24 protein-coding genes and 1 tRNA gene are annotated in these 26,540 nt (G+C 69.1%); 9 read left to right on the forward strand and 16 right to left on the reverse strand.

All coding sequences use genetic code 11. The annotated features are described in order from the left end of the window. Nucleotides 1-142: 142 nt before the first annotated feature. Complete coding sequence (locus tag F0L46_RS11865; RefSeq protein ID WP_149817746.1) at nt 143-793, forward strand: hypothetical protein; 651 nt, start codon at nt 143-145, stop codon at nt 791-793. Nucleotides 794-797: 4 nt separating this feature from the next. Here the strand turns inward: F0L46_RS11865 and F0L46_RS11870 are convergent, their stop codons facing one another. The 3 genes from F0L46_RS11870 to F0L46_RS11880 form a co-directional block, all read right to left on the reverse strand. After that, nucleotides 798-1,133, reverse strand: coding sequence for a BRA0787 family protein (locus tag F0L46_RS11870; RefSeq protein ID WP_149817748.1), 336 nt, complete (start codon nt 1,131-1,133; stop codon nt 798-800). Between the two features lie 304 nt (nt 1,134-1,437). Then, nucleotides 1,438-2,172, reverse strand: a complete 735-nt coding sequence (locus F0L46_RS11875) for a hypothetical protein (RefSeq protein ID WP_149817749.1) — start codon at nt 2,170-2,172, stop codon at nt 1,438-1,440. A 43-nt stretch (nt 2,173-2,215) separates the two neighbouring features. Then, nucleotides 2,216-2,731 carry a Panacea domain-containing protein gene (locus F0L46_RS11880; RefSeq protein WP_149817751.1) on the reverse strand — a complete coding sequence of 172 codons (516 nt, stop codon included), beginning with the start codon at nt 2,729-2,731 and terminating at the stop codon, nt 2,216-2,218. Between the two features lie 570 nt (nt 2,732-3,301). Here F0L46_RS11880 and F0L46_RS11890 point away from each other — a divergent pair. Together F0L46_RS11890 and F0L46_RS11895 are read left to right on the forward strand one after the other, a co-directional pair. Further along, entirely contained in the window at nt 3,302-3,676 is a 375-nt protein-coding gene (locus F0L46_RS11890) for a hypothetical protein (RefSeq protein ID WP_149817754.1), read from the forward strand. A gap of 78 nt (nt 3,677-3,754) precedes the next feature. Beyond that, nucleotides 3,755-4,120 carry a hypothetical protein gene (locus tag F0L46_RS11895; RefSeq protein ID WP_149817756.1) on the forward strand — a complete coding sequence of 122 codons (366 nt, stop codon included), beginning with the start codon at nt 3,755-3,757 and terminating at the stop codon, nt 4,118-4,120. A gap of 59 nt (nt 4,121-4,179) precedes the next feature. Here the strand turns inward: F0L46_RS11895 and F0L46_RS11900 are convergent. The 4 genes from F0L46_RS11900 to F0L46_RS11915 all read right to left on the reverse strand — a co-directional run bounded on the left by F0L46_RS11900 (nt 4,180) and on the right by F0L46_RS11915 (nt 7,490). Continuing rightward, nucleotides 4,180-4,256 (reverse strand) — tRNA-His (locus F0L46_RS11900). A 123-nt stretch (nt 4,257-4,379) separates the two neighbouring features. Further along, nucleotides 4,380-5,336 carry a tripartite tricarboxylate transporter substrate-binding protein gene (locus F0L46_RS11905; RefSeq protein ID WP_240539975.1) on the reverse strand — a complete coding sequence of 319 codons (957 nt, stop codon included), beginning with the start codon at nt 5,334-5,336 and terminating at the stop codon, nt 4,380-4,382. 101 nt (nt 5,337-5,437) lie between these two features. Beyond that, entirely contained in the window at nt 5,438-6,979 is a 1,542-nt protein-coding gene (locus tag F0L46_RS11910) for a tripartite tricarboxylate transporter permease (RefSeq protein ID WP_149817759.1), read from the reverse strand. Nucleotides 6,980-6,986: 7 nt separating this feature from the next. After that, entirely contained in the window at nt 6,987-7,490 is a 504-nt protein-coding gene (locus F0L46_RS11915) for a tripartite tricarboxylate transporter TctB family protein (RefSeq protein WP_149817761.1), read from the reverse strand. Between the two features lie 176 nt (nt 7,491-7,666). On the opposite strand from F0L46_RS11915, the gene F0L46_RS11920 reads away from it, so the two are divergent. Next, the gene (locus tag F0L46_RS11920; protein WP_149817763.1) at nt 7,667-8,578 is read left to right on the forward strand and encodes an alpha/beta fold hydrolase; all 912 of its coding nucleotides are present in this window, start codon (nt 7,667-7,669) and stop codon (nt 8,576-8,578) included. 66 nt (nt 8,579-8,644) lie between these two features. Here the strand turns inward: F0L46_RS11920 and F0L46_RS11925 are convergent, their stop codons facing one another. Beyond that, entirely contained in the window at nt 8,645-9,460 is an 816-nt protein-coding gene (locus tag F0L46_RS11925; protein WP_149817765.1) for an invasion associated locus B family protein, read from the reverse strand. 221 nt (nt 9,461-9,681) lie between these two features. Here F0L46_RS11925 and F0L46_RS11930 point away from each other — a divergent pair, with 221 nt between their 5' ends. From F0L46_RS11930 to F0L46_RS11940, 3 genes are all read left to right on the forward strand, one after another. Further along, entirely contained in the window at nt 9,682-11,481 is a 1,800-nt protein-coding gene (locus F0L46_RS11930) for an extracellular solute-binding protein (protein WP_149817767.1), read from the forward strand. A 50-nt stretch (nt 11,482-11,531) separates the two neighbouring features. After that, a complete protein-coding gene (locus F0L46_RS11935) occupies nt 11,532-12,830 on the forward strand; it encodes an AMP-binding protein (protein ID WP_149817769.1) in 1,299 nt (432 codons plus the stop codon). 133 nt (nt 12,831-12,963) lie between these two features. After that, nucleotides 12,964-13,311: a PleD family two-component system response regulator gene (locus tag F0L46_RS11940; protein ID WP_149817771.1), complete on the forward strand. Its 348-nt coding sequence runs from the start codon at nt 12,964-12,966 to the stop codon at nt 13,309-13,311. 293 nt (nt 13,312-13,604) lie between these two features. Here F0L46_RS11940 and mfd read toward each other — a convergent pair whose 3' ends face one another. Both mfd and F0L46_RS11950 read right to left on the reverse strand, forming a co-directional pair. Next, the gene (mfd, locus tag F0L46_RS11945) at nt 13,605-17,129 is read right to left on the reverse strand and encodes a transcription-repair coupling factor (protein WP_149817773.1); all 3,525 of its coding nucleotides are present in this window, start codon (nt 17,127-17,129) and stop codon (nt 13,605-13,607) included. A gap of 202 nt (nt 17,130-17,331) precedes the next feature. Then, nucleotides 17,332-17,628 carry an FAD assembly factor SdhE gene (locus tag F0L46_RS11950; protein WP_149817775.1) on the reverse strand — a complete coding sequence of 99 codons (297 nt, stop codon included), beginning with the start codon at nt 17,626-17,628 and terminating at the stop codon, nt 17,332-17,334. Nucleotides 17,629-17,755: 127 nt separating this feature from the next. Here F0L46_RS11950 and recG point away from each other — a divergent pair, with 127 nt between their 5' ends. Together recG and F0L46_RS11960 are read left to right on the forward strand one after the other, a co-directional pair. Further along, on the forward strand, nt 17,756-19,867 hold the full coding sequence (recG, locus tag F0L46_RS11955) for an ATP-dependent DNA helicase RecG (RefSeq protein WP_149817777.1): 2,112 nt from the start codon (nt 17,756-17,758) through the stop codon (nt 19,865-19,867). 335 nt (nt 19,868-20,202) lie between these two features. Continuing rightward, entirely contained in the window at nt 20,203-20,697 is a 495-nt protein-coding gene (locus tag F0L46_RS11960; RefSeq protein ID WP_149817779.1) for a CinA family protein, read from the forward strand. On the opposite strand, the gene F0L46_RS11965 is transcribed toward F0L46_RS11960, so the two are convergent. The 6 genes from F0L46_RS11965 to F0L46_RS11990 all read right to left on the reverse strand — a co-directional run bounded on the left by F0L46_RS11965 (nt 20,682) and on the right by F0L46_RS11990 (nt 26,437). Beyond that, nucleotides 20,682-21,137: a type II toxin-antitoxin system RatA family toxin gene (locus F0L46_RS11965; protein WP_149817781.1), complete on the reverse strand. Its 456-nt coding sequence runs from the start codon at nt 21,135-21,137 to the stop codon at nt 20,682-20,684. The genes F0L46_RS11960 and F0L46_RS11965 overlap by 16 nt on opposite strands. A 6-nt stretch (nt 21,138-21,143) precedes the next feature. Further along, nucleotides 21,144-22,103 (reverse strand): lipoyl synthase, encoded by a 960-nt coding sequence (gene lipA, locus F0L46_RS11970; protein ID WP_149817782.1) that lies wholly within the window; start codon nt 22,101-22,103, stop codon nt 21,144-21,146. Between the two features lie 349 nt (nt 22,104-22,452). Beyond that, complete coding sequence (lpdA, locus tag F0L46_RS11975; protein WP_149817784.1) at nt 22,453-23,889, reverse strand: dihydrolipoyl dehydrogenase; 1,437 nt, start codon at nt 23,887-23,889, stop codon at nt 22,453-22,455. Next, nucleotides 23,886-24,320, reverse strand: a complete 435-nt coding sequence (locus F0L46_RS11980) for an endonuclease domain-containing protein (RefSeq protein WP_149817786.1) — start codon at nt 24,318-24,320, stop codon at nt 23,886-23,888. The genes lpdA and F0L46_RS11980 overlap by 4 nt, the downstream gene beginning before the upstream one ends. A 77-nt stretch (nt 24,321-24,397) precedes the next feature. After that, the gene (locus F0L46_RS11985; RefSeq protein ID WP_149817788.1) at nt 24,398-25,840 is read right to left on the reverse strand and encodes a pyruvate dehydrogenase complex dihydrolipoamide acetyltransferase; all 1,443 of its coding nucleotides are present in this window, start codon (nt 25,838-25,840) and stop codon (nt 24,398-24,400) included. A 9-nt stretch (nt 25,841-25,849) separates the two neighbouring features. Further along, nucleotides 25,850-26,437 carry a Uma2 family endonuclease gene (locus F0L46_RS11990; RefSeq protein WP_149817790.1) on the reverse strand — a complete coding sequence of 196 codons (588 nt, stop codon included), beginning with the start codon at nt 26,435-26,437 and terminating at the stop codon, nt 25,850-25,852. Nucleotides 26,438-26,540: the final 103 nt, after the last annotated feature.

Genomic DNA, 26,540 nt, shown 5'->3' on the forward strand with positions numbered 1-26,540 from the left:
CACAGGTTTCGTCGCAAAATAGGGCCCGGACCGGCGGTCGGAAGCAACACGTTTCGATTTCAGCAACGTTTGACATATCGCCTTGCGCGTGTTGCCCTATGGGCTCTGGGTAACGGACAAAGCACAAACGGGGCTCAGACGCATGCAGGACGAGGCAGCGCCGGCGCACCGCCTATGGCGGGCCAGTGTCCATTGTGTCGAGCGACGGAGGCCCTCAAAGCGGCGTCGCTGTGAGCCCGCGCCCGATACAGGCGACGAGGAGGAGCGGTCCCAATACACCGTCAGCTACGACGCGGACGGCGCCGGAAGGATCCACCGGGCACCGAGAGGCACACCGCTCTCGCAAGGCGAGGCACTTGTTGATCCGGCAGAAGGGGAGGCTCTCTGGACGAAGGTCTTCATCACCGAAAACCCCCGGGCGCATGCATTCATTGCGGCCGTTGCCCAGACTGCAGAGCGAATCGATCACGAGGAGCGGATGGAGGAGTTCAGACGGGAGCACGAGGCAGAGAACCAAAGGCGTCTGCTCACCACCCGGCCGGACCTTCCAGAGCTCAAAGCCGAGGATATCCTGCGTCTTGCGCTGAAAACGGGGCGCCCCGTCGTGGTGCTGCCCGAGAAGCTGACGGGCCTGCAAGTGGACACGCGCGAGCTCATCGCCAAGAAGTTCATGGAGGGGCGGACGCCCTACATCCTCGACGGCGCGGAGGTGCGCGCCCTCTTGGACGCGAGCGCCGAATGCGAGGCCACGGCCGCGCTGGCGGCCGTGGAGAGGCAGGACGAGGGCTCCTGAGGCGCTACGCCGGCCGGAGGGCTTCCTCGACTTTGGACCGCAGCATGCGGGCTGCACGGCCATATGTGGTCACGTTCCGGCCAGCCTCGACCCAGGACAGCAGGTCTCGCGCATCATCGACGGAAGTATGGGGCATCTTGTCGGTGCAGTTCCAGACGAGACCGCAGACCCGAGATATGGGGGTCTCGACACCCCGGACGATCACGGTCGGCTCGGGTGCCCCGTCCTCCCAAGTGAAGTAAGCGTCGAGCGCATCGCGGAAGGCCTGGCGGATATGGCTCGGCGCGTGGCCGCCGCGGGCGGGGTTATAGGATGCAGCGGTTTGGGTGTGGGCGTACATGATGGCTCCTCTCAAGGCGCAACAGTGCTGTTGAGTGCCGATGAGCGGAGCGGCGATCGGGTGAGGTCCGGGGCATCGTTCGGCGCGATCCGGAGCCCGAGAGCATCGAGGCGGATATGGCCGCCTGTCACTTGCTACGTCGGAAGGCGTAACACGGTGGCTGACGCCAGGCAATCGGCGCCGAGCAGGTCGCTGAGTGGGTTCAGCTGCTGAATTAACGAGTTCCGGCGCAATTTGCACCGAAACTCAAGCCGGGCCGCCCCGAAAGCGGCATCGAAATTGAGGCTATCTCTCCCGCGGCGGATCAGAACAAGCCAGGCTGCCGGGGGTCGATGATCTGGTACCCGCGGAGATTCGGCTCGCGGACCTCGACGCCGGCATCCGTCACGAGCGCGACGCCTTTAACATAGACGTCGAGCAGTGCGTCGACTTCGTCGCGATCGAACACTTTGCGGTCCCGCCCATGGATGACCCGGAACTCTCGCTTCCCGGACAGGCCCGGACCTGCATAGAGGTACTCGAAATCGGCGTCCGCGAAGTCATCCCGCGCGAAGCTGGCGAGTGCTACGGAGCACGCCAGGTCGATCTGCCTCTCAACCGGCCGGTGCGACATTCGAAAGCCCGGCATCACGACATGAGCCGCGTTGTGCACGACACGCACCAGCGGAGCTTTGATCGCTACGTAGAGGGTCTGGTCACCCACACGGCCAACGGCGATCGCAGCGTACCCGATCCGGTAGCAGGTCGAGGGATTCGCGGCGGCGTACCCCGACACCTGGGCAATCGCGTCCGCGTTGAAGGGGCGACCTTTAGGATTGCCCGTCGTCAAGCAAGCCAGGTAAGCCTGCTCCTCAGTCATCGAGCCCCTGAATAGCTCGAACAGCACGTTAGTCGCCGGGTTGTAGTTAAATGTGCCGCCGCGGCGGCGGAGGTACTCGTCCATAAGAAACGCGGCAACCGTCTCTGGGGTCGCTCGGGTCGGCTCGTGACCCATTGCGCGTGCAAAATCCTGGACGTTCACAAGCGACAGTCCGGCCATAAAAGTCTCCAATCAGCTGCTCAACCTGCCCCTGCGTGCGCAACTATAGCGGAGCGCTTCGCCGCGCGCTAAGCCTGAAGTGATTTTTTATGTCTTCGTTGTGGATACGAAGTGCTAGGCGCCCTAGTGGCTCGCTGGAGTGCCAGATACGATCCCATGGCGAACCACGTTCGTGCGTCATATCCGACAATTGCCAAGCACTATAGCCGCGATACTCGTCAAAGATCGCTTGAACGAAGTCGTAATCGCTTCCGCTTACCACCGCTGGAACCTCAATGCGTGAACCGGTAAGAAGATCCAGGCGTGTTGCACGCGAAGAGATCGGCCCACCGCCGAAGCGCTTGAACTCGTCTCTTACGACCTTGACGACAGGACCATGCTTCCAAGCTTCGAAATCTTGCTTGATTAGCGGCCGATCGTTGAGCGCTAAGAACCAGCCGTGGGAAAAATACAAAATCTTGAGTAATGAAACCTGCGTCAGCTCAAGGCCGCGCTCCTCCGCCATATCAAGGATTAGATTGGCGACCACTCTTGCGTCGTATGGGGCGGCGAGAGCCATCACAGTCCTTGCATGTGCCCGCGCTTATACTTTCGTCGCGCAAACCCTACCACGAAGCTTCGCCGTTGTGAACGACCCAGAACTCCATGTTCGTTGTATGTTCACCTCTCGCTCTCAGCAAGCAAGATCGTTATGCATCGTCCCAGGGGCTGCAATAGGGTAGGCGGCGCACTGTGCTGCACCTCGCTAAAGCGCAAGAAGCGGCTTAGGGCGAGACGGTCGACGCCCAGCATCAGCCCGGGGGACTTGGGCACGCGCGCCCGGTGTCGCTCGACGCCACAGCTGGTCGTATCAGGCGACGCTAAGAGCGCGCTCAACTAGGCGGCGAATAGCCTCGGACCGAGACGGTCTGTCCGGCTGCGCCTCGCGCCACGCGTCCAGCGTCGCAAGCATCTCGGGCGGAGCGCGGAAGCCCACAAGCGGGTCACGACCACCCGTTGGAGGGCGCCCTCTCTTTTTTGGTTCAACCGGAATTGACATCAACATTCTTTAAGGTTTAACCAAAAAGACAGGCCGGAGCAAGGAGGCAGCCTCGCTCACGGCCCTGACCACCGCAAAGGAGCAACCCTTATGCGAACGGCTGAACACGTCCCTATCACATCGCCGAGCTACGTGCAGCATGCGGACATTGTCATCCGCAGCCTTCGCTATGAGGCCCAAGCCGCACGCCAGTTCCGCCTTGAGGGTCACCACGACGAGGCTGACGGGATCCGCGACGGCGACCAAAAGAAGACCGAGGCGGCTCGTTCCGAGAGGGCCACGCTGCTCGCCAGGATAGCGGCCTGCGCCGAGGTCGCGGCCGACCTGAAGCCGGTCACCACCGAGGGCTTAGGCCACATGGCGAGCCTTGCGCTTGTTGCTCTCGATCAGGTGCCTGGCCCGGTCGCCCAGCGGCTCGTGCGGGCCGTGCTCGACCACATCAGAGCTAGGGATCCGTGGGACTAGGCTCCCGCCAAGCCGACCATTTCGCATTCCTCTCGGCCGCACCCGGAAACCGGGGCGGTCCAACTCCGGGGCAGACCAATGACCAGCACGAATCAACAGACCAGAACACTCGCCGACCTCTTGGACGACGCTCGCGCCGCCAGCACCGCCTTGGAGGGCGCGCTGGACGCCGAGGAAGCCGCGGTGGCCTGCGGAGACTGGGAAGCACGCGACGCCGCCTGGGCGGCCTCTCAAGCCGCTGCGGAGCGCCTTGACGCGGTAGCCGAGGCTGTCGTCGCGCACCGGCGTTGCGGGCCCGCAGACGTCACGACGCTAGCCTCGATTGCCTTGCTTACCGCAGCCCCCTCCCCCAGCGGGACAGCTGCCGAGCGGCTCACGCTCGCCGCGTTGGAGGTCGCCGTAGCCCAGGGTGGGGTAACGGTGTTACCCCAGGCGTTACCCTGAACGCAAAAACCCCGAGAAACCCGGGGCACCGTAGTAGGCCTAAACTGTTGGGAGATAAGTGGTACAGCCGCCCCGGCTTGAACGGGGGACCCCCAGATCCACAATCTGGTGCTCTAACCAACTGAGCTACGGCTGCACGCGAGGCGGGGTTTATCGCTCCCCGGTGGCATTTTCAAGGCCTAATGGCGCAAGGGCAGGCCTTCGATGTGGAAACGGCGGGCCGTGGCCCGCCGTCGAGGATCGTGCCGTGCGGCCCGGGTCACTGCGCCGTAGCGCCGGCCTCCTTGAGGACGGGCGTCCAGCGGGCGACCTCGCTCTCGACGAGCTTCTGGAGGGCGTCGGGGGTCCGCTCGGTCTTGGAGGGGATGACGCCGCCGAGCTCGACGAGGCGCTTGCGGGTGTTCTCGTCGTCGAGCGCCTTGTCGAGGGCGTCGACGAGCTTGGCCGTCACCTCCTTCGGGGTGCTCTTGGGCGCGAAGATCGCGTTCCAGGCGCTCACCTCGTAGTTCGGCAGGCCGGCCTCCTTGGTGGTCGGCACGTCGGGCAGGGCCGGCGAGCGCTCGGGCGTGGCGATCGCGTAGGCCTTGATGGTGCCCGCCTGGATCTGCGGCGCGACGTTGACGATCTGGTCGGTCATGAAATCGACCGTGCCGGCCATGAGGTCGTTGAGCGCCGGGCCGGTGCCGCGATAGGCCACCAGGGTCGGCTTGATGCCGAGGATCGAGTTCAGGAGCACGCCCGTGGAATGGGACACCGAGCCCACGCCCGCATGGGCGCCGTTGAGCTTGGCGGCGTTCGCCTTGCTGTACTCGACGAAGCCCTTCAGGTCCGCCGGCGGGAAGTCCTTCTTCGCCACGATGATGATCGGCGTGCCAGCGGCGAGGCCGATGGGCGCGAAATCCTTCGCGGGGTCATAGCGCAGGTTCGGGTAGAGGGCCGGCGCGGCGCCGTGCGTGCCCATGTGGCCCATCATGATCGTGTAGCCGTCGCCCTGCGCCTGGGCGCCGCGGGTGATGCCCGTGGTCCCGCCCGCGCCTGCCACGTTCTCCACCACGATCTGCTGGCCGAGCGTGCGGGACATGTGCTCGCCCACGATGCGGGCCACCACGTCCGTCGGCCCGCCGGCCGCGAAGGGAACGATCATGGTGATGGGCCGGGCCGGATAGGCGCCCTGCGCCTGCGCGGCGCCCGTCGACAGACCGAGCGCGGCAACCATCCCGACGAGAAGCTTCTTCATGAGTTCCTCCGATTTTTTTCGTGTGCCGCTAAAATGGAGCGGAGCGGCGCGAAGGCAAGCCGCTCCGCTTCATGGCCTGTTTATTCGGTAAATACCTCGTCCCTGCCCTTTCGCACGCTCGGCAGGAGCGCGATGACCAGGAGCGTCACGGCGATGCCGAGCAGGATCCCGCTCAGCGGGATGCCGATGGGCTGGCCGAAGGCGGTGGTGTCGATGGTGCGGGTCAGGAAGGTCGAGGCGTCACCCCGGGCGATGATGAGGGCGCGCCGCAGGTTCTCCTCCATGAGGCGGCCGAGCACGAAGCCCAGCAGCATGGGGGCGGGCTCGAAGCCGAACTTCAGCAGCGTGTAGCCGACGAGGCCGAAGAACGCGATGAACATCACGTCGATGGGCTGGCTGTTGATGGAGTAGATGCCGATGCAGCAGAACATCAGGATCGAGGGGAAGAGCAGCCGGTAGGGCACCTGCAGGAGCTTCACCCACAGCCCGATGAGCGGCAGGTTGATGATGAGCAGCATCAGGTTGCCGATCCACATCGAGGCGATCATGCCCCAGAACAGGTTCGGGTTCTTGGTCATGACCTGCGGGCCGGGGATGATCCCGTGGATGGTCATGGCGCCGACCATCAGGGCCATCACGGCGTTCGGCGGGATGCCCAGCGTCAGGAGCGGGATGAACGAGGTCTGCGCGCCCGCGTTGTTGGCCGCCTCCGGGCCGGCCACGCCCTCGATGGCGCCGCGGCCGAAGCGGCGCGGATCCTTCGCGAGCTTCTTCTCCATGGTGTAGGAGGCGAAGGGCCCGAGCACCGCGCCGTTGCCCGGCAGGATGCCGAGCGCGCCGCCCACCACGGTGCCGCGCAGGATCGGCATGGCGGACTGGCGCAGGTCGTCGCGGTCGGGCAGCAGCCGCCCGATCTTGGCGCGCACCACGTCGCGGGTCTCGGGCGTGTCCAGGTTGCGCAGGATCTCGGCGATGCCGAAGACGCCCATGGCGAGCACCGCGAAGTCGATGCCGTCGGCCAGGAAGTCGAGGCCGAAGGTCATGCGGCTTTCGCCCGTCTCGAGGTCGGTGCCGATCGTGGAGAGGAGCACGCCCGCCAAGATCATGGCGATGGCCTTGAGGATCGAGCCGCGCGCGAGCACCACCGCGAAGATCAGGCCCATCACCATCAGCGAGAAATATTCGTGCGGGCCGAAGACCAGGGCGAGCCGCGTGAGGGGCGCGCCGAGCGCCGCGATGGCCACGGTGGCGACGCAGCCCGCGAAGAACGAGCCGAGCGCCGCGATGCCGAGCGCCACCCCGGCGCGTCCCTGCCGGGCCATCTGGTAGCCATCGAGCACCGTCACGACGGAGGTCGCCTCGCCGGGGAGGTTGACGAGGATGGCGGTCGTCGAGCCGCCGTACTGCGCCCCGTAATAGATCCCGGCCAGCATGATGAGCGCGCCCGTCGGGTCGAGGCCGAAGGTGATGGGCAGCAGGATCGCGATGGTGGCGATGGGCCCGACGCCGGGCAGGACGCCGATCAGGGTGCCGACGAGGCAGCCCAGGAAGCAGAGGGCCAGGTTCTGCAGGGAGAGCGCGACGGAGAGGCCGAGCCCGAGATTTGAGAACATGTCGGACATCGGGCGCTCAGATATAGATCACGTTGGGGATGATCAGGATCGGCATCGGCAGGTTCAGCGCGTAGCGGAACAGGGCGATGCACACGCCCGTCATGATCGCCGCGAAGATGACGAGCTCCTTGATCCGGGCGTCCGGGGTGGCGAGCCCGCCGATGATGAGGCAAAGGGGACCGGCGACCGCTAGACCGAAGACGCGGATCGTGAGGGCGAAGGCGAGGATGCCCGTGAGCACGAAGAACGGGGAGCGGATGCTGAACCGCTCGATGGGGTCGCTCTGGCGGATGATCCCGAACACGAGAAGGAGCACGCCGCAGGCGGCCACCATATAGGCGAGGCCGCGAGGCATCATGCCGGGGCCCATGGAGCGGGCGGTGCCCGACGAGAGCCCGCCCAGCGCCCACAGGGCGATGCCGGCGAGCGCGAGCATCACGAGCCCGGCCGCCAGCGTCTGGGGCCCGCGAACCGGCCCTCGCGGTGTCTCCACGCTGATCGTGTTGTCGTCGGAAGCCATCGAGCCGTCTCCCTGCCGCGCATCGCCTGCGCGTTCTTTGTGTGTTGCGGCACACTTGTGCATGGGGCGCGGCGGCAATCAAGCAACGGACCCCTGGGACCTGTGGGATCCTTGCCGAATTCGGCGCCGTCGGCGATCAAGGCACTCCTCTCATCGTCGGCGCGCCGGGAGCCCCCATGATCGTCGATCGCCCGCCCTCCCCGCTCTTCCCCGGCTTTCGCGTCGTCGATGCCTCGACCCCCGAGACGACGATCCGGGCCGCGATCGGCGGATCGGGACCGCCGCTCCTCCTGCTCCACGGCTATCCCCAGACGCATGCCATCTGGCACGCGGTCGCCGGGCGCCTGCAGGAGCGTTTCACCCTGGTCTGCGCCGACCTGCGCGGCTACGGCTGCAGCGGCAAGCCGCCGTCCACCGTGGATCACGCCCCCTATTCGAAGCGCGCCATGGCGGGCGACATGGTGGCGCTTATGGCTCTCCTGGGGTTCGAGCGCTTCCACGTCGCGGGCCATGATCGGGGCGGGCGCGTCGGCCACCGGCTCGCCGCCGATCATCCGGACCGGGTGGAGCGCCTTGCGGTTCTCGACATCGCGCCGACCCGCGAGATGTACCGCGACACGAACGACGCGTTCGCCCGCGCCTATTGGCACTGGTTCTTCCTGATCCAGCCCGCGCCCTTCCCCGAGCGCATGATCGGCGCGGATCCCGACGCCTATTGGCTCAAGAAATGCGGATCGGGACGCGCAGGCCTGGCGCCCTTCGACGAGCGGGCGCTCGCCGAGTACCTGCGCTGCTTTCGCGACCCGGCCGCGATCCACGCCAGCTGCGAGGATTACCGGGCCGCCGCCTCCATCGACATCGCCCACGACGACGCGGACGGCGCGTCCCGCCTGCCGATGCCGCTCCTCGCGCTTTGGGGCGAGCACGGCGCCGTCCATGCCTGCTTCGACGTGTTGGCCCTGTGGCGCGAGCGCACGGCGGACGTGCGCGGGCGGGCGCTGCCGGGAGGCCACTACCTCGCCGAGGAGCTGCCCGACGAGGTGGCCGCGGAGCTCGCCGCCTTCTTCGGGGAGGGCGCGCGGCCCTGATCCGGGTCCGGATACGAAAACGCCGGGCGCTGGGCCCGGCGTCTTTCAGGTCGAGCGATCCAGGGATCAGCGGGGAGCGGGCGCCGGGGCGCCGGGGGCGGCAGCGCCGCCGGCGCTGCTCTCCAGGCGCTTGCGCAGCTCGTCGGAGCGCTTCTCGAGCTCCTCCTGGAGCTTGCGCTGCTGCTCCTCGAGCACCTTCGGGTCGATCGCCGCGCCGTCGAAGGCCTTGCCGAAGCCGGCGAGCGGCACCGCGAAGGTGACCTCGCGGCCGACCTGGTTCTGGACGCTCACGTTGAGCGTGGTGCCCTTCTTGAGCGCGGCGAGCGCGTCGTTCGACACGGGCCCCTCGGCGAAGCAGCCGTTCGGGAAGCAGATCGCGTAGCGGCCCGGGGTCGCCTGGGTGTTGTCCGGGGCGAAGCGGATGCCGGGCTGGAGCAGGAGCCCCAGCGGCATCAGGAAGCGCACGATGCGCTGCGGCTGCGCGGTCTTCACGTCGTAGACGGCCACCGCGAGGACGGGCTGGCCCTGGTCGGAGACGAAGTCGCGGGTCGTGTAGCAGATCTCGGCGTTCTGGGCCTGGTCGCGGCCGCAGACCTTCGTCCACTCGGGCTGCGACGGCTCGGCCTTCACGGTGACGATGCTGGGGCCGCTGCCGGCACCCGCGGCGCCGGCCGCGCCGCCGGGGGCGGCGGGGGCCGCAGGCGCCGGAGCGGGGGCGGCAGGCTGGGCCGGGGTCTGCGCCGGGCGCTGGCCCGAGCGCGGAGCGGGCGGGTTGCCCTGGGCCGAAGCGGCCAGCGGCGCGAGGAGGCCGGCGGCGAGAGCCGCCGCGGCCAGGATCGTCGTGGAGCCCCGCAAGCGCGCGAGACGTGTCGTGGATGACATGTCGATACGTCCTTCTTGGTGTCGTTCGATCGTTTCGATCGGTGATGGTCGCGCTCTTGGTGCGATCCGTGTGGTGCGCGTCGCACGCTACTCTTCACCGAATACGGCGAACACATGACGCGAGCGCCGGCTGTTTAGCCCGACCGAGCGCGGCTTTCCAGTCACAAGCTGAAACCATCCGGCATGATACGGTGCACCGTCGAATCAACGCGGTCCCCGTCATGCGACGCTTCGCGCAGCCCATCCTTCGCGCGATCGCCCTCGTGCTCGCCCTCCTGCCCGGCCCACCGGCCGCCGCGGGCCAGCCGACGCACGGGCTCGCCATGCACGGCGAGCCCGCCCTGCCCCCGGGTTTCAGTCATTTTCCCTACGCCGATCCGGAAGCCCCGAAGGGCGGGCGCCTCGTGCTCGGCCTGCCCGGCACCTTCGACGGCCTCAACCCCCACGTCGTGAAGGGCGTCGCGCCCGACGCCGTGTCCCGCTTCGTGCTCCAGAGCCTCATGGTGCGCTCGCTGGACGAGCCCTTCACGCTCTACGGCCTCGTGGCGAACGCGGTCGAGATCGACGCCGGGCGCAGCCGCGCCACCTTCCGCCTCGACCCGCGTGCCCGCTTCTCCGACGGCGTAGCCCTCACGGCCCGGGATGTGGCGTTCTCCTTCGAGCTCCTGCGCAGCCGCGGCAAGCCGTTCCACCGCGCGAGCTTCGCCGGCGTCGCCTCGGTGGAGGTGATCGACGACCAGACGATCCGCTTCGACATGCCGGACTCGGGCGACCGCGAGCTGCCGCTCCTCATCGGCCTCATGCCCATCTTCCCCGCCCACGCGACCGATTCGGAGAGCTTCGAGGAGAACACCCTCAAGCCCATGGTCGGCTCGGGGCCCTATGCCGTGAGCGAGGTCCGCCCCGGCGAGCGGGTGACCCTGACGCGCCGGCCCGACTATTGGGGCGCCGACCTCCCCACGGGGCGAGGCCTCAACAATTTCGACGAGATCCGCTACGACTTCTACCGCGACGCCAACACGCTGCTCGAGGCGTTCAAGGCCGGCCTCTACGACCTTCGCGTCGAGAACGACCCGGCCCGCTGGAGCACGGGCTACGATTTCGCCCTCGCGCGCGAGGGCCGCATCCGCCGCGAGGCCGTGCCGGTGCGCACGCCCAAGGGCATGAACGCCTTCGTGCTCAATACGCGCAGGCCTCTCCTCTCCGACGCGCGGGTACGCGAGGCCTTGAGCCTCCTATTCGATTTCGATTGGGTGAACCGCAATCTCTACTTCGCCGCCATGCGGCGTACCGCGAGCTATTTCGAGGGCTCCGACCTCGCGAGCACGGGTCAGCCCGCCTCAGCCGAGGAGCGGCGCCTCCTGGAGGGCGTGGCGATCCGCGACGACGTGATGGAGGGGCGGTGGCTCCCGCCGGGTTCCGACGGCAGCGGCGGAGACCGTGCGGCGGCGCGCGAGGCCCTGCGGCTTCTGGGCGAGGCGGGCTTCGGGCTGCAGAACGGGACGCTTCGGCGGCGCGACACCGGCGAGCCCCTCTCCTTCGAGATCCTCGTGACCAACCGGGCGCAGGAGCGCCTGGCGCTCAACTATGCCGGATCGCTAGCGCGCATCGGCGTCACGGCGCGGGTCCGGGTGGTCGACGACGTGCAATATTGGCGTCGCCTCACCTCGTTCGACTTCGATGTGGTGCAATGGACCTGGGCCGCCTCCCTGTCGCCGGGGAACGAGCAGCGCAACCGCTGGAGCCCCGCCGCGGCCGAGCGCTCGGGATCGCTCAACTACGCGGGCGTGCGCGAGCCCGCGGTCGACCGTGTCATCGACGCGATGCTCGCCGCCGAGACCCGGGCCGCCTTCGTCGACGCCGTGCGGGCCCTCGACCGGCTGCTGCTGGCGGGCTTCTACGTCGTGCCCCTCTTCAACCTGCCGGACCAGTGGCTCGCCTTCGACGCGGGCCTGCGCAAGCCCGTCCACCGCCCGCTCCTCGGGGTCCCCGTCGAGCTGTGGTGGCGCGAATCCCCGTGATCCAGCATCATGTTGCCCCGTCATCCCATCAGGCATCGGACCGACCGAGCATGAACGCGACCGCCGCGATGAAGCCGCCCGTCGACAAAGGGCACGACGACGCGCCCGACCTCGCCTGGGAGGCGATGCGCCTGTCGGGGCTGGTCTCGGCGGCGACGCTGCGCCATCCCGAGCGCCTGGCGCTCCTCGACCAGCCCGGCCGCGAGGACTGGAGCGGTCGCCCGCGCATCGCCTGGACCTACAGCACCGCCGACGAGATCCGCCGACGCCTTGCCGCCTTCTTCGCGGGGCTCGGGCTCGCGCCGGGCGCGGTGGTAGGCCTTTGCCTGCCCGGCGGCTCCGAGGCGTGCCTGTCGCTCCTCGCCGTCGAGGAAGCGGGCCTCACACCCTGCCTGCTGCCTGCGGGCTGGTCCGACGACGAGCTCGCGGCGGGTCTGGAGGCCGCGAACGTGCAGGCCGTGGTGACGCAGGGCGTGATCGGCGAGCAGCGGCCGGCCGAGACCTTCTGCCGCCTCGCCTCGCGCTATTTCGGCCTGCGCTTCCTCTGCGCCTTCGGCCCGCTGGTGCCCGACGGCGTCATCGATCTCGACCGGGTGATCCTCGGCTCGGGCGATGCCCCCTCGTCCCGTCCCGTTCCGCTCGCGGACGGGCGCGAGACGGGCCTCGTCACGTTCTCGCGGCGAGCGGGTGCCGGCCACCCGGTCTTCCGCCCGTTCCGCTCGACGGTGGCGGCGGCCGTCACGGTTCTGGTGGCCGCGAAGATCGAGGCGGGCGAGCGCATCCTCAGCCTCCTCGCGCCCGACGACCATCGCGGCATCACCACGGGCCTGATCGCCTCCTTCCTGAGCGGCGCCGCCCTGGAGCATCACGGCCTCTTCGACGGCCGCATGCTCATGGACGCCCTCGCCCAGCCGAGCCACCCCATGCCCACGCATCTCGTGGCCCCGGGCTGGATGGAGCCGCATATCGCGAAGGCGGGGCTGCCGCCGAGCGTCCGCTCCGTCATCCTCGTCCACGACGCGCCCGTGCGCTTCCGCGCCAAGACGCCGCTCGCACGGCGCGTGGTGGACATCCTCTCCCTCGACGAGCTCGCCCTCGTGGCCCGGGCGCGGCGCGGCGATCAGTTCGCCCTGACGCTCGCCGACGACCCCGCCGGCGCGAACGCGCCGACACGGCACCTCATGCGCGTGCGCACCGACGCGGACGGGGCGATCCAGGTCGCGGGGCTCGCCTGCGACATCAGGTCCTTCGAACGGGGGCAAAGCGGGCCCGCGACGCCTCCCGGCGAGTGGCGCTCCTCGGGCTTCAAGGCGGAGGTCTTCGCAGGCATCGTGATCGGCGTCGGCTGAGCCGCGCCGGCGCCGTTTACGCGGCGCCGCAAGGCGCCGAAATGGTCAAGCCTGAAGGAACCGTTCGGCGGTCTCGGCGTTGGAGCACCACGGGTTCTTCTCTCGTTTGTGCAGCGGATCGCAGGACATCGACATGAGCGAGTTCTACAAGGTTCTCGTCGTGGATGACGGTGAGCGTAGCGCGGATCATGCCCTCTCGGCGGAGCTCGCCGAGCTCGGCTTCGCCAGCGTGACCACCTCCCTGGAGACCACCGAGGAAGTTCTCGCGATCCTGCCCTCGCCCACCGCGATCCTGCTCCAGATGCCCCGCAGCCACGGGCACCCCAACTACAAGCTCTTCCAGGACCTCGCCCGCCGCCTGCGCAAGCTCGAAGCGACGAGCAACATCCCCGTCATCGTCGTCGACCCCGCCGCCCGCAGCGTCGGCGGCGGCTACGCGGCCGCGCTCCAGGCCCACGTCGCGTCCTCCAAGGCGGAGTGAGCGCGCCTCCCCTCTCCCAGGGGGAGAGGGGCCGGGGGTGAGGGGGTACCACGGGCATCCAGCGATCTCCGACTCCCGCTCACCCCATCCTCACCCTCGTCCTGAGGCACCCTGCAAAGCAAGGCCTCGAAGGGCGCTCCAGGGATCTCCCCCAGGCTGTGGCAGCGTCCTGCGTGCTTCGAGACGCCTGCTGGTGCAGGCTCCTCAGCATGAGGGGGTAGGGAGACCGCTGGATCAGCGTCCAACCTCTCGCCGCCGACCCCTCTCCCCATGGGAGAGGGGAGTAGCCCCCATCACGCCGCCTTCTTGCGTTCCGCGATCCGCACCATGTTGCGCATGATCGACGTCGCGGCCTTGAGGCGGTCGTCGAGGTCCTCCACGTCGCGCACGAACACCACGCGCATGTCGGGGCGGACCTTCGCAAGCTTGCCCTGCTCGGCGACGAAGGCCACGAGGCCTGCGGGGTTGGCGAAGGAATTGTCGCGGAAGGAGACGATGATGCCCTTCGGCCCGCCCTCGACCTTCTCCACGTTGGCGCGGCGGCACAGGGCCTTGATCGCCATGATGCGCAGGAGCTGGTCGACCTCCCGGGGCTTCTCGCCGAAGCGGTCCACGAGCTCGGCCCCGAAGGCGTCGATCTCGGCGTCGGTGTCGAGCGTCGCGAGGCGCCGGTAGAGCCCGAGCCGCAGCCCGAGATCGGGAACGTAGGCCTCCGGGATCATCACCGGCGCGCCCACCGCGATGGTGGGGGACCACTGGTCCTCCAGGGGCTCCTCGACACCCTCCTTCAGCGCCGCCACGGCTTCTTCCAACATCTGCTGATAGAGCTCGTAGCCGACCTCCTTGATGTGCCCCGACTGTTCCTCGCCGAGCAGGTTGCCCGCGCCGCGGATGTCGAGGTCGTGGGAGGCGAGCTGGAAGCCGGCGCCGAGCGTGTCGAGGGTCTGGAGCACCTTGAGGCGGCGCTCCGCCTGCACCGTGAGCTGCCGGTTCGCGGGGACCGTGAAGAGGGCGTAGGCGCGGGTTTTGGAGCGGCCGACGCGCCCGCGCAGCTGGTAGAGCTGAGCCAGGCCGAACATGTCGGCCCGGTGCACGATGAGCGTGTTGGCGGTGGGGATGTCGAGGCCCGACTCGACGATCGTGGTCGAGAGCAGGATGTCGTACTTGCCCTCGTAGAACGCGGTCATCACGTCCTCGAGCTGGCCTGCCGCCATCTGCCCATGGGCGATCGCCACCTTGGCCTCGGGCATCTCGCGCTCGAGGAACGTCTTCACCTCGGGCAGGTCCTCCAGGCGCGGCACCACGTAGAACGCTTGGCCGCCGCGATAGCGCTCGCGCAAGAGGGCCTCGCGGATGGCAAGGGGATCGAAGGGCGTCACGAAGGTGCGCACCGCGAGGCGGTCCACCGGGGGCGTCGCGATGATGGAGAGCTCGCGCACGCCGGTGAGCGCGAGCTGGAGCGTGCGGGGGATCGGCGTCGCGGTGAGCGTCAGGACGTGGACCTCGGCCCGCAGCTCCTTGAGGCGCTCCTTGTGCGAGACGCCGAAATGCTGCTCCTCGTCGACGATGATGAGACCGAGGTCGCGGAACTGGATGCCCTTGCCGAGAAGCGCGTGGGTGCCCACCACGATGTCGACGGTGCCGTCCGTGATGCCCTTCTTCACCTCGCGCATCTCGGCCGCGGGCACGAAGCGCGAGGCCTGCGCGATCTTCACGGGCAGGCCCTTGAAGCGGTCGCAAAAGTTCCGGAAGTGCTGGCGCGCGAGCAGCGTCGTCGGCACCACCACCGCCACCTGCTTGCCCGCCATGGCGGTGGTGAAGGCCGCGCGCAGGGCGACCTCGGTCTTGCCGAAGCCCACGTCGCCGCAGACCAGCCGGTCCATCGGGCGGCCGGATGCGAGATCGCTCAAGGTGGCGTCGATGGCGTTGAGCTGGTCGTCGGTCTCCTCGTAGGGGAAGCGCGCGGCGAACTCGTCGTAGAGCCCGTCTGGGATGGGGAGCTTGGGCGCCTCCTTCAGGATGCGCGCGGCCGCCACCTTCATCAGCGCGCCCGCCATCTCGCGGATGCGCTTCTTCATCTTGGCCTTGCGGGCCTGCCAGGCCCCGCCGCCGAGCTTGTCGAGCTGGACCTCCGTGTCCTCCGAGCCGTAGCGCGTCAGGAGCTCGATGTTCTCGACAGGCAGGAAAAGCCGGTCGCCGCCGGCATAGTGGATCTCCAGGCAGTCGTGCGGCGCGTTCGCCACCTCGATGGTTTTCAGGCCCACGAAACGGCCGATGCCGTGGTCGGCGTGGACGATCACGTCGCCGGGGGTCAGCGCCGCCACCTCGGTGAGCACGTCCTGGGCGCGTCGCGCCTTGCGCTTGGCCCGCACCAGCCGGTCGCCGAGGATGTCCTGCTCGGCCACCACGGCAAGGTCGCCCACCTCGAACCCCGCCTCGATGCCGAGCACCGCTGAGGCGACCTCGTGGCTCTTGAGCGCCGCGGCCTCCTTGAGGCTGCGCACGGGCTTCACCTGCGTGAGCCCGTGATCGCCGAGCACCGTGGCGAGGCGCTCGCGGGAGCCCTCGGACCAGGAGGCGAGCATCACGCGCCGCCCCGCGGCCTGGAGCGCCCGCACGTGCTCCACGGCGGCCGCGAACACGTTGGCGTCCTCCGCCTCGCGCTCGGCGATGAAGTTGCGCCCCTGGCGCCCGCCGAAATCCGCCACGAGGCGCCCGCTCGTCTCCGGCACCGCGAAGGGGGTCGTACGCGCGAGGCCGAGATCGGCCACCCGCTCGGCCCATTCCCCCGGCGCCATGTAGAGCGCATCGGGCGGCAGCGGGCGGTAGGGCGCGACGCCGGGCTGCTTGTCGTCCATCGCGGAGCGACGGGCGTCGTAATAGTCCTGGATGGTGGCAAGCCGCTCGCCCGCCGCGTCCTCCACCGCCGCCTCGAACACGACCGGCACCCCGGGGCAATAATCGAGCAGCGTGTCGAGGCGGTCGTAGAACAGGGGCAGCCAGTGCTCCAGGCCCGCATAGCGCCGGCCCTCGCTCACCGATTCGTAGAGCCGGTCGTCGCGGGTCGGCGCGCCGAACTGGACCGCGTAGGCTTGCCGGAAGCGCCGGATCGTCTCGGTCGTGAGCTGGGCCTCGCTCATGGGCACGAGGTCGAGGGCGCGCAATTGCGCGGTGGTGCGCTGGGTCTCGGGATCGAACACGCGGATCGATTCCAGCGTGTCGCCGAAGAAGTCGAGGCGCACGGGGGCGGGCAGGCCCGGCGCGAAGAGATCGAGGATGCCGCCACGCACCGCGTACTCGCCCGTGTCGTGCACGGTGCCGGTGCGCATGAAGCCGTTCACCTCCAGCCAGGCGACGATCCCGTCCATGGCGATGGCGTTGCCGGGCGCCGCCGAGAACGTCTCCTTGGCGATGAAGGCGCGCGGCGGCACGCGCTGGAGCAGCGCGTTGACCGTGGTGGAGAGGATGCGCGGGCGCTCCTCCGAGGTGCGCGTGCGCGCCAGCCGGGCGAGCGTCGTCATGCGCTGGGCCGACACGCCCGTGGTCGGCGACACGCGGTCGTAGGGCTGGCAGTCCCAGGCCGGGAAGGTCATCACCTCGATCTCGGGCGCGACGAAGCCGAGCGCTCCCGCCAGCGCTTGCTGCCGCTGCCCGTCGCGGGCCACATGGACGAGAACGGCGGCGCCATCGGCGCTGCCCTTCAACCCGCGGGCGAGGTCGGCGAGGACGAGCGCGTCATAGCCGTCCGGGACGCCGGCGAGGGTGAGGCTGTCGCCCTTCTTGAGGGCGTCGAGGGCGCGGGCGAGCGGAGTAGCCATGGGGTCTCAAACGCGTGGAGAGAAAAGCGGTTCGGCAACTCCCCTCCCCCTTGTGGGGAGGGGTTGGGGGTGGGGGTCGAAAAGTCGGAGCTGGAGGAGAAGCAGGGAGAACGCAGGCCCGTACAGGCTTCTCCTGCACCGAGACCTCTCGCGTCCCGCCCCCCACCCCTAACCCCTCCCCGCAAGGGGGAGGGGGAAGTCGTCACACGTTGATCGGGCCCTGATGCGTGTGGAACGCCTTCAACCTCCGGAACACCGCCGTGTCGTAGTTCGACGGCGTCTCGGCCTCGTCCGTGAGCCAGGCCAGGAGGTCGCGGTCGGGGACCTCGATCAGGAGCTCGAAATCGTCGAGGTCCCCGTCCGACATGGTGCCGATCTCGGCGTCCGAGAACTGGCCCATGAGCAGGTCCATCTCGCGCATGCCTCGGTGCCAGGAGCGGAAGAGAACCTTGCGGCGGCGCGGGTCGAGGTCTGCGCTGGAGCGGGAGGTGCCGGTCATGTCGTGCCTCGCGGATGGCGGATGGTCGCGGCGATCGCAAAATCGCGGGGAGAACAAAACGGGACCGTCGCATCGGTCCCCGTGCTGGGCTATATAGACGCCTCACGGCGGAACGCCACCCGAACCGATGTCCCTGCGTCCCTCCATCCTCGACCCACTTTTCGCTCCCGTCTCGACGCTGACCGGCGTCGGGCCGAAGGTCGTCGCGCTCCTCGACCGGCTGCTCGCCGAGCCGAACCGGCCCGCGCGCGTGCTCGATCTTCTCTTCCATCTGCCGCATGCCGGGATCTCGCGGGCGCTCAAGGGCTCCATCGCCGAGGCGCCGCCGGGCGAGGCCGTGACGCTTCGCGTGCGCGTCGTCCATCACCAGCCCGCCCCCTTCGACCGGCCGAAGGCGCCCTACCGGGTGCTGGTCGAGGACGACACGGGCGACGTGTCGCTCGTCTTCTTCAAGATGCCCCGCGCCCGGATCCAGCAGCTGCTGCCGGTGGGCACGACGCGCTTCATCTCGGGCAAGCTGGAGCAGTGGGACGGCCGGCGCCAGATGGTGCATCCGGACCGCATCCTCGACGAGGCCGCCTTCGCGGCGCTGCCCACCGTCGAGGCGGTCTACGGCCAGACGGAGGGGCTGACCTCGCGGCTCATCGCGAAGTTCGTCGGCACGGCGCTCGGGACGCTCCCCGCCATGCCCGAGTGGCAGGACGCGGCGTGGCTTGCCAAGAACAACCTGCCGCCCTTCGCCGACGCGCTTCGCGCCGTCCACCAGGCGAGCGATGCGCCGCCTGAGGAATCCGACAAGAACCCCGCGCGCCGGCGCCTGGCCTATGACGAGCTCCTCGCCTCGCAGCTAGCCCTCGCCATGGTGCGAAACCGCATGCGCCGCCTTCCCGGCCGCACGAACGCGGGCGACGGGCACCTCGTCGACGCCCTGATCAACGGCCTGCCCTACAGCCTCACGGGTGCGCAGGCCCGGGCGCTCGCCGAGATCCGCGGCGACCTCATGGCCGACAAGCGCATGCTGCGCCTCCTCCAGGGTGATGTGGGCGCCGGCAAGACGGTGGTGGGGCTTCTCGCCATGGCGAGCGCGGTGGAAGCCGGGCGCCAGGCCGCCATGATGGCGCCCACCGAGATCCTCGCCCGCCAGCATTACGAGCGCATCGGCCCCATGGCGCGCGCCGTGGGCCTGGAGGTGGCGCTCCTCACCGGCCGCGACCGGGCGGCGGAGCGGCGCGCGACGCTGGCCGGGCTGGAATCGGGAGCGATCCATATCGTGGTCGGCACCCATGCGCTGTTCCAGGAGGGCATCGGGTTCAAGGATTTGGGCATCGCGGTGGTGGACGAGCAGCACCGCTTCGGCGTCCACCAGCGTCTGGCGCTCGGCGCCAAGGGCGAGTCCGTCGACATCCTGGTGATGACGGCGACCCCCATCCCCCGCACCCTGGCGCTCACCTACTTTGGCGACATGGACGTGTCGGTGCTCGACGAGAAGCCCGCCGGCCGCAAGCCCATCACCACGCGCCTGGTCTCCAACGACCGCCTCGACGAGGTCGTGGCCGCGATCGGGCGGGCGATTCAGGCGGGCCAGCTCGTCTACTGGGTCTGCCCGCTCATCGCTGAGTCCGAGGTCGTCGACCTCGCGGCGGCCGAGGACCGGTTCGAGGACTTGAAGCAGTATTTCGGGGAGGAGGTCGGCCTCATCCACGGCAAGATGCCGGGCCGCGAGAAGGATCTCGCCATGGAGCGGTTCACGAGCGCCCAGACGAAGATCCTCGTCTCGACCACCGTGATCGAGGTGGGCGTCGACGTGCCGGCGGCCACCGTGATGGTGATCGAGCACGCCGAGCGCTTCGGGCTTGCCCAGCTCCACCAGCTGCGCGGCCGCATCGGCCGCGGCGCCGCCTCCTCCACCTGCCTCCTCCTCTACAAGGGGCCGCTCGGCCAGGTGTCCCGCGCGCGGCTCGAGACCATGCGTGAGACGGAGGACGGCTTTCGCATCGCGGAGGAGGACCTCAAGCTGCGCGGCGAGGGCGAGATCCTCGGCACCCGCCAGTCCGGCCTGCCGGGCTTTCGCCTCGCCCGCCTCGACATCGACGGCGACCTCCTGGCCGCCGCCCGCGACGACGCCCGCCTCGTGATGGAACGCGACGACCGCCTCGTGAGCGAGCGCGGGCGGGCGCTGCGGGTGCTGCTGTACATGTTCGAGCGGGACGCGGCGGTGAAGCTGCTGCAGGCGGGGTGAGGCGGCCTCCCCTCTCCCATGGGGAGAGGGGCCGGGGGTGAGGGGGTACCACCTGAAACCAGGGATCTCCCCAACCTGTCGATCCCACTCTCGCCCCTCGCCCCTCGTCCTGAGGTGCCCACCGCAGGTGGGCCTCGAAGGGCGCTCCAGGGATTTCTGGAGGGCTGTGGCAGCGTCCTGCGTGCTTCGAGGCCCTGCTCCGCAGGGCACCTCAGCATGAGGGAGTTAGAGATACCCTGGATCCACGTCGTACCCCCTCACCCCCCAACCCCTCTCCCTCTGGGAGAGGGGGGCTTCCCCGTGACAACCGCCCTCCCCTCTGCCACCCTTCCCCGATGCAAGACCTCCTCCCCCGCGCCGCCGCCCTCCTCGACCTGTGCAAGGCCAAGCGCCTCATGATCGCGACCGCCGAGTCCTGCACCGGCGGCCTCGTGGCGGGCCTGCTCACGGAGGTGCCGGGCTCCTCGGCCGTGGTGGAGCGCGGCTTCGTCACCTATTCGAACGAGGCGAAGGCGGAGGCGATCGGGGTGCCGATGGCGCTCATCGAGGCGCATGGCGCCGTAAGCGAGCCCGTGGCGCGGGCCATGGCGGAGGGCGCGCTCGCCCGATCGCGGGCCGATCTCGCGGTGGCGATCACGGGCATCGCGGGCCCGGGAGGCGGCAGCGGGGAAAAGCCCGTGGGGCTCGTCCATTTCGGGCTTGCGGAGCGGGGCGGCGAGACCCGCCATCTGGAGCGGCGCTACGGCGATCTCGGGCGCGCCGAGATCAGGCGCCGTGCCGTGGCGGATGCGCTCGGGCTCCTGGAGGAGGCCGCTCAGGCCCGCCCGTAGACCTCGTCGGCCCGGCGCTCGAAGGCCTCCGAGAACTTGCGGAAGGCGCGGTCGAACATGGCGCCCATCAGCACGCCGAGCGCGAAGCTGCGGAACTCGTAGGTGATGAAGAACTCCACCTCGCAGCCGCCCGGCGCCTCGTGGAAGGTCCAGCGGTTCTCCAGGTACCGGAACGGCCCGTCCACGTACTCCACATTGATGCGGAGCCTCGGCCGCTCGAGGGTGACGCGGCTCGTGAAGGTCTCGCGGACCGCCTTGTAGCCCACGGTCATGTCGGCCACGAGGCTCTCGACGCCGTTGTCGCCGGCCGCCGCGCGTCGTCGCACCCGCAGGTCTTCGCAGAGCGGCAGGAACAGCGGGTATTTCTCCACGTCCGCCACGAGGTCGAACATGTTGGCCGGCGAGTGCCGGACGCGGCGCTTGCTGGAGAAGGTCGGCATGGGGTCTCAGGCGCCGGCCTTGGCGAGCCGGGCGGCCTTGAGCCGCGCGAAGTCCTCGCCCGCATGGTGCGACGAACGCGTGAGCGGCGTCGCCGAGACGAGGTGAAAGCCCTTGGCATAGGCCGTGGTCTCGTAGGCCTTGAACTCGTCCGGGGGCACGAAGCGGATCACCGGGTGATGCTTCTTCGTGGGCTGGAGGTACTGGCCGATGGTGAGGAAGTCGACGTCACCTGAGCGCAGGTCGTCCATGAGCTGGAGCACCTCGTTGCGCTCCTCGCCAAGGCCCACCATGATCCCCGACTTCGTGAAGATCGTCGCGTCGAGCTCCTTCACCCGCTGGAGCAGGCGGATGGAGTGGAAGTAGCGCGCGCCCGGGCGGACCTTGAGGTACTTCGAGGGCACGGTCTCCAGGTTGTGGTTGAACACGTCGGGCCGCGCCTCGACCACGATCTCCAGGGCGCCCTCCTTTCGCAGGAAGTCTGGGGTCAGCACCTCGATGGTGGTCTTCGGCGAGCGCGCCCGGATGGCGCGGATGACCTGCGCGAAGTGCCCGGCGCCGCCATCGGCGAGGTCGTCGCGGTCCACCGAGGTGATCACCACGTGCTCCAGGCCGAGCTTTTGCACCGCGACCGCCACGCTCTCGGGCTCGGCGGCGTCAAGCGCCTGCGGCATGCCGGTCTTCACGTTGCAGAAGGCGCAGGCGCGGGTGCACGTGTCGCCCATGATCATGAAGGTGGCGTGCTTCTTCTCCCAGCACTCGCCGATGTTCGGGCAGCCGGCCTCCTCGCAGACCGTGACAAGCCCGTTCTCCTTCACGATGCGGTGCGTCTCGGCCCATTTCGGGCTGCCCGGCGCCTTGACGCGGATCCAGTCGGGCTTGCGCTGGATCGGCTGATCCGGCCGGTGCGCCTTCTCCGGATGCCGGGGGCGATTGTCCTTGTTGAGAAGGTCGAGAACGACGGCCATCAGGTCACCATGGGCGGGGCATCGGGGCCGCGCGCCCTGCATTTAAGATGTGGCGGGGGGAAGCGCAAACGGCGGATGGTCGCTACATGCCCCTCTCCCCGCGGGCGGGGAGAGACAAAGTTTGTCATCCCCTTCCCCTTCGCTGACGAAGTCAGCGAAGGGGAAGGGGATCCAGCGGCACGATGTGGCGCCGAAGGCGCGCCTCTTGCCCGTCCAGGGCCCCTCGACGGGGTGGATTGTGTCGCTCTGCGACTGCATCGTCACGCTGGGTCCCCTTCCCCTCCGCCCTGACGGGCTCCGGCCGGGGATGACAACGTCGCGATCGAAGCCGCAGCAGCGGCAGCCGTCCTCACATATGGATCACGCGCCCATACGCATCGAGCACGCTTTCGTGCATCATCTCGGAGAGCGTCGGGTGCGGGAACACCGTGTGCATGAGCTCCTCCTCCGTCGTCTCGAGGTTCATCGCGACGACGTAGCCCTGGATGAGCTCGGTGACCTCGGCGCCGATCATATGGGCGCCGAGCAGGCGGCCGGATGTCTTCTCGAAGATGGTCTTCACCATGCCCTCGGGTTCGCCGAGCGCGATGGCCTTGCCGTTGCCGACGAACTGGAACCGGCCAACCTTCACGTCGAAGCCCTGCTCCTTGGCCTTCCCCTCGGTGAGCCCAACGGAGGCGATCTGCGGGTGGCAATAGGTGCAGCCCGGGATCATGCCCTTGTCCATCGGGTGCGTGTGCAGCCCCTTGATGGTCTCGACGCAGATGACGCCCTCGTGCTCCGCCTTGTGGGCGAGCATCGGCGGACCCGCCACGTCCCCGATGGCGAAGATGCCCGGCACGTTGGTGCGCCCCAAGCCGTCCGTCACCACGACGCCGCGCTCGATTCTAACGCCGAGCGCCTCCAAGCCGATCCCCTCGACGTTGCACACCACGCCCACTGCCGAGATGAGCCGGTCGGCTGTGATGGTGGAGGTGCCGCCCTTGCCGTCGTCGAGGGTCGCCGTGATCGAGTCCGCGCCCTTGTCGACCTTCACGACCTTCGTGCCCGTGAGGATCTTGATGCCCTGCTTCTCGAAGCGCTTGCGGGCGAGCGCCGCGATCTCGGCATCCTCCACGGGCAGGATCTGCGGCATCACCTCGACCACGGTCACCTCGGCGCCCATGGTGCGGTAGAAGGAGGCGAACTCGATGCCGATGGCGCCCGAGCCCATGACGAGGAGAGACTTCGGCATGGCCGGCGGCACCATGGCCTCGTAATAGGTCCAGATCAGCTTCTTGTCGGGCTCGATGCCCGGCAGCGCGCGGGGCCGGGCGCCCGTCGCGACGATGATGTTCTTGGCTTGGTAGGAACCCGCCGCGAGCGCGCCCTTCGGGGGCTCCGCCCGTTTCGTCTCCTTCACGGCGACCGTGCCGGGCTGGTTGCCCTTCGGCGCGGCTTCGATCGAGGCCTCGCCCCAGATCACGTCGACCTTGTTCTTCTTGAGCAGCATCCCGACGCCGCCGTTGAGCCGGCCCGAGACGCCACGCGAGCGCTGCACCACCTTGCCGATGTCGAACCCAGCGCCCTGCACCGAGAGGCCGTAATCGCCGGCATGCTGCATGTAGTGGAAGATCTCGGCCGAGCGCAGCAGCGCCTTGGTTGGGATGCAGCCCCAGTTGAGGCAGATGCCCCCCAGATGCTCCCGGTCCACGACCGCGGTCTTGAACCCGAGCTGCGCCGCGCGGATCGCGGCGACATAGCCGCCCGGGCCGGCACCGATGATGAGGATGTCGTAGGTGGTCATCGAAGGATCTCCGATCCCCCTCCCCCTTGTGGGGAGGGGCCAGGGGTGGGGGTCGGCGTGGCGAGCGCCGCGAAAATGGTGTCGAGCACGACGTCGATCCCGGTCATGACGTCGCGATTTGAGAAGCGGAGCACCCGGAAGCCTTGGGCCTCCAGGGTGGCCGTGCGCTGCGTATCGTAGGCAAGCGCGCCATCAGCCCCGTGCTGATGTCCGTCGACCTCGACGATCAGGCGCGCCTTGAGGCAGCAGAAATCGGCGACGTAGCACCCGAGGGTGACCTGCCGCCTGAAATGCGAGCCCTCGACGGGGAGGCGCTGTCGTAACGCTTTCCAGAGGCGCTTCTCGGGGTCGGTGAGCGCTCGCCGGAGCGCACGCGCGTTGATCTGGGCGGCGGGCGTGGCAGCAAGGGCGAGAGGGTCGTTCCAGGGCATCGCGCGTTCTTGTCCCGACGAGCTTGCGTCCCGACCCCCACCCCTGGCCCCTCCCCACAAGGGGGAGGGGAAACCCGTCACACCAGCATCCCCATCGGGCTCTCCAGCAGCCCCTTGAACGCCTGCAGCACTTCCGCGCCCAGCGCCCCGTCGACCACCCGGTGGTCGACCGACAGCGTTACCGTCATGGCGTTGACCACCGCAGGCGCGCCGTTCTTCACGACCACGCGCTGCTCGCCGGCCCCCACCGCGAGGATCGTGGCGTGAGGCGGGTTGATGACGGCCTGGAAGTTCTTGATGCCGAACATGCCGAGGTTGGACACCGCGGTGCTGCCGCCCTGGTATTCCTCGGGCTTGAGCTTGCGGGTGCGGGCGCGGCCCGCGAGGTCCTTCATCTCGGCCGAGATGGCGGAGAGGGTCTTCTGCTCGGCCTTGCGGATCACGGGGGTGAACAGGCCGCCCTCGATCGCGACCGCGACGCCGACATCCGAGTGCTTGAACTTGAGCACCCGGTCCTCGGCCCACACCGCGTTCGCGTTGGGCACGCGCTGGAGCGCGAGCGCCATGCCCTTGATGACGAAGTCGTTCACCGAGAGCTTGAAGGCGGGCTTGCCGTCCTTGTCCTTTGGCGCGCCCGCGTTCACCTGCTCGCGAAGCGCCAGCAGCGCGTCGAGCTCGACGTCGAGCGAGAGGTAGAAGTGCGGGACCGTCTGCTTCGACTCGACGAGACGCTTGGCGATGGTCTTGCGCATCCCGTCGAGCGAGACCTCCTCGTAGGAGCCAGGCTCGTACATCGCCTTGACCTGCGCGAGCGTCATCCCGCCCGCCAAGGCGGTGCCCGAGGCCGCCGGCTTCGGCGCGGGCGCGGCCGCGGCCGGCGCGGGGGCCTGAGGCGCGGACGCCGGCGCGGCAGCCGCAGGCTTCGCGGCGCCCCCGGCTTGGGCGCCCTTCACGTCGCGCTCGATGATGCGGCCGTGCGGTCCGGAGCCCTGGAGGCCGGAGAGGTCGATGCCGGCCTCCTTGGCGAGGCGCTTGGCGAGCGGCGAGGCGAAGACGCGGCCGCCCCCCTGCCCGTTCGGCTTGGCAGCCGGCGCGGGCTGCCCGGCGGGCTGGGCGCCGCCCGGCGCGGTGTCGACGCGGGCATAGGAGAGGTGCGCGTCGCCGCCCGCAGGCGAGAGGTTCTGCTGCGGGGTCGCGGCAGGCGCCGGAGCGCCCGCGGCAGGCGCGGGAGCGGACGACGCCGAGGCGCCCGGTGCCTGGACGCTGCCGGGATCCTCGCCCTCGCTGGCGATGAGCGCGATGAGCTGGTTCACGGGCACGTCCGCCGTGCCCTCGGGCACCACGATCTTGGCGAGCACGCCCTCGTCGACCGCCTCCACCTCCATGGTGGCCTTGTCCGTCTCGATCTCGGCCAGGATGTCGCCCGACTTGATCGTGTCGCCCTCTTTTTTCAGCCACTTGGCAAGGTTGCCCTTCTCCATCGTGGGCGACAGGGCGGGCATCAGGATGTTGATGGGCATGTCGTGACCTTAACCGAGATCAGCCTGGTGAGGCGCGTCGAAGGGGAAGAGATTGGCCATGGGGAACGTCACCGCGTCGAAGGGCGCCGCGCAGATCGCGTCCTCGGCCTGGAACGTGTGCAGGAGCAGCCATCCGCCGCCGGTGAGCGCGAAAGCTTCCAGCATCTTGGCCTGTGGGTTCAGCAGCCAGAGATGACCGACGCCCGCGGCGGCGTAGATGCTCCGCTTCGCCCCGCGATCGTAATCGCGGGTGGACGGCGACGAGATCTCGCACACCCAGTCCGGCGCGACCTCGATGAAGGCCGTCTCCGGCTCGACGGGCAGCCGCTCCCGCCGCCAGGCGGCAAGGTCGGGGACCACCACGTCGGAGCCGAGATGCAGCTCGGGCTCGGCGAGAAAGATCCAGCCGCCCGGACCGCCACGGCCGCGGCCATAAGGCCCGCCGAGCTCGATCGCCAGCTCGACGCCCGCACCTGCCTGGCGCGGTGCGGGCCGCGGGTGGGTCACCAGCTCGCCGCCGATGATCTCGGCGACGAGGTGCGACGGCACCGCTTCCAGGTCCGCATAGGTTGCGCGGCGAAAGGCGTGGTCAGCCATGGCCCGTCTCCGGCGGCAGCGGATGCCCGTCCGCGACGCGATGATGCCGCGCGAGCCGGCCGCGCTCCAGCGTGGGCTCACGGGCGAACATGGCGGAGGCGGT

Source organism: Salinarimonas soli, assembly GCF_008386575.1.
GTDB classification, from domain to species: domain Bacteria; phylum Pseudomonadota; class Alphaproteobacteria; order Rhizobiales; family Beijerinckiaceae; genus Salinarimonas_A; species Salinarimonas_A soli.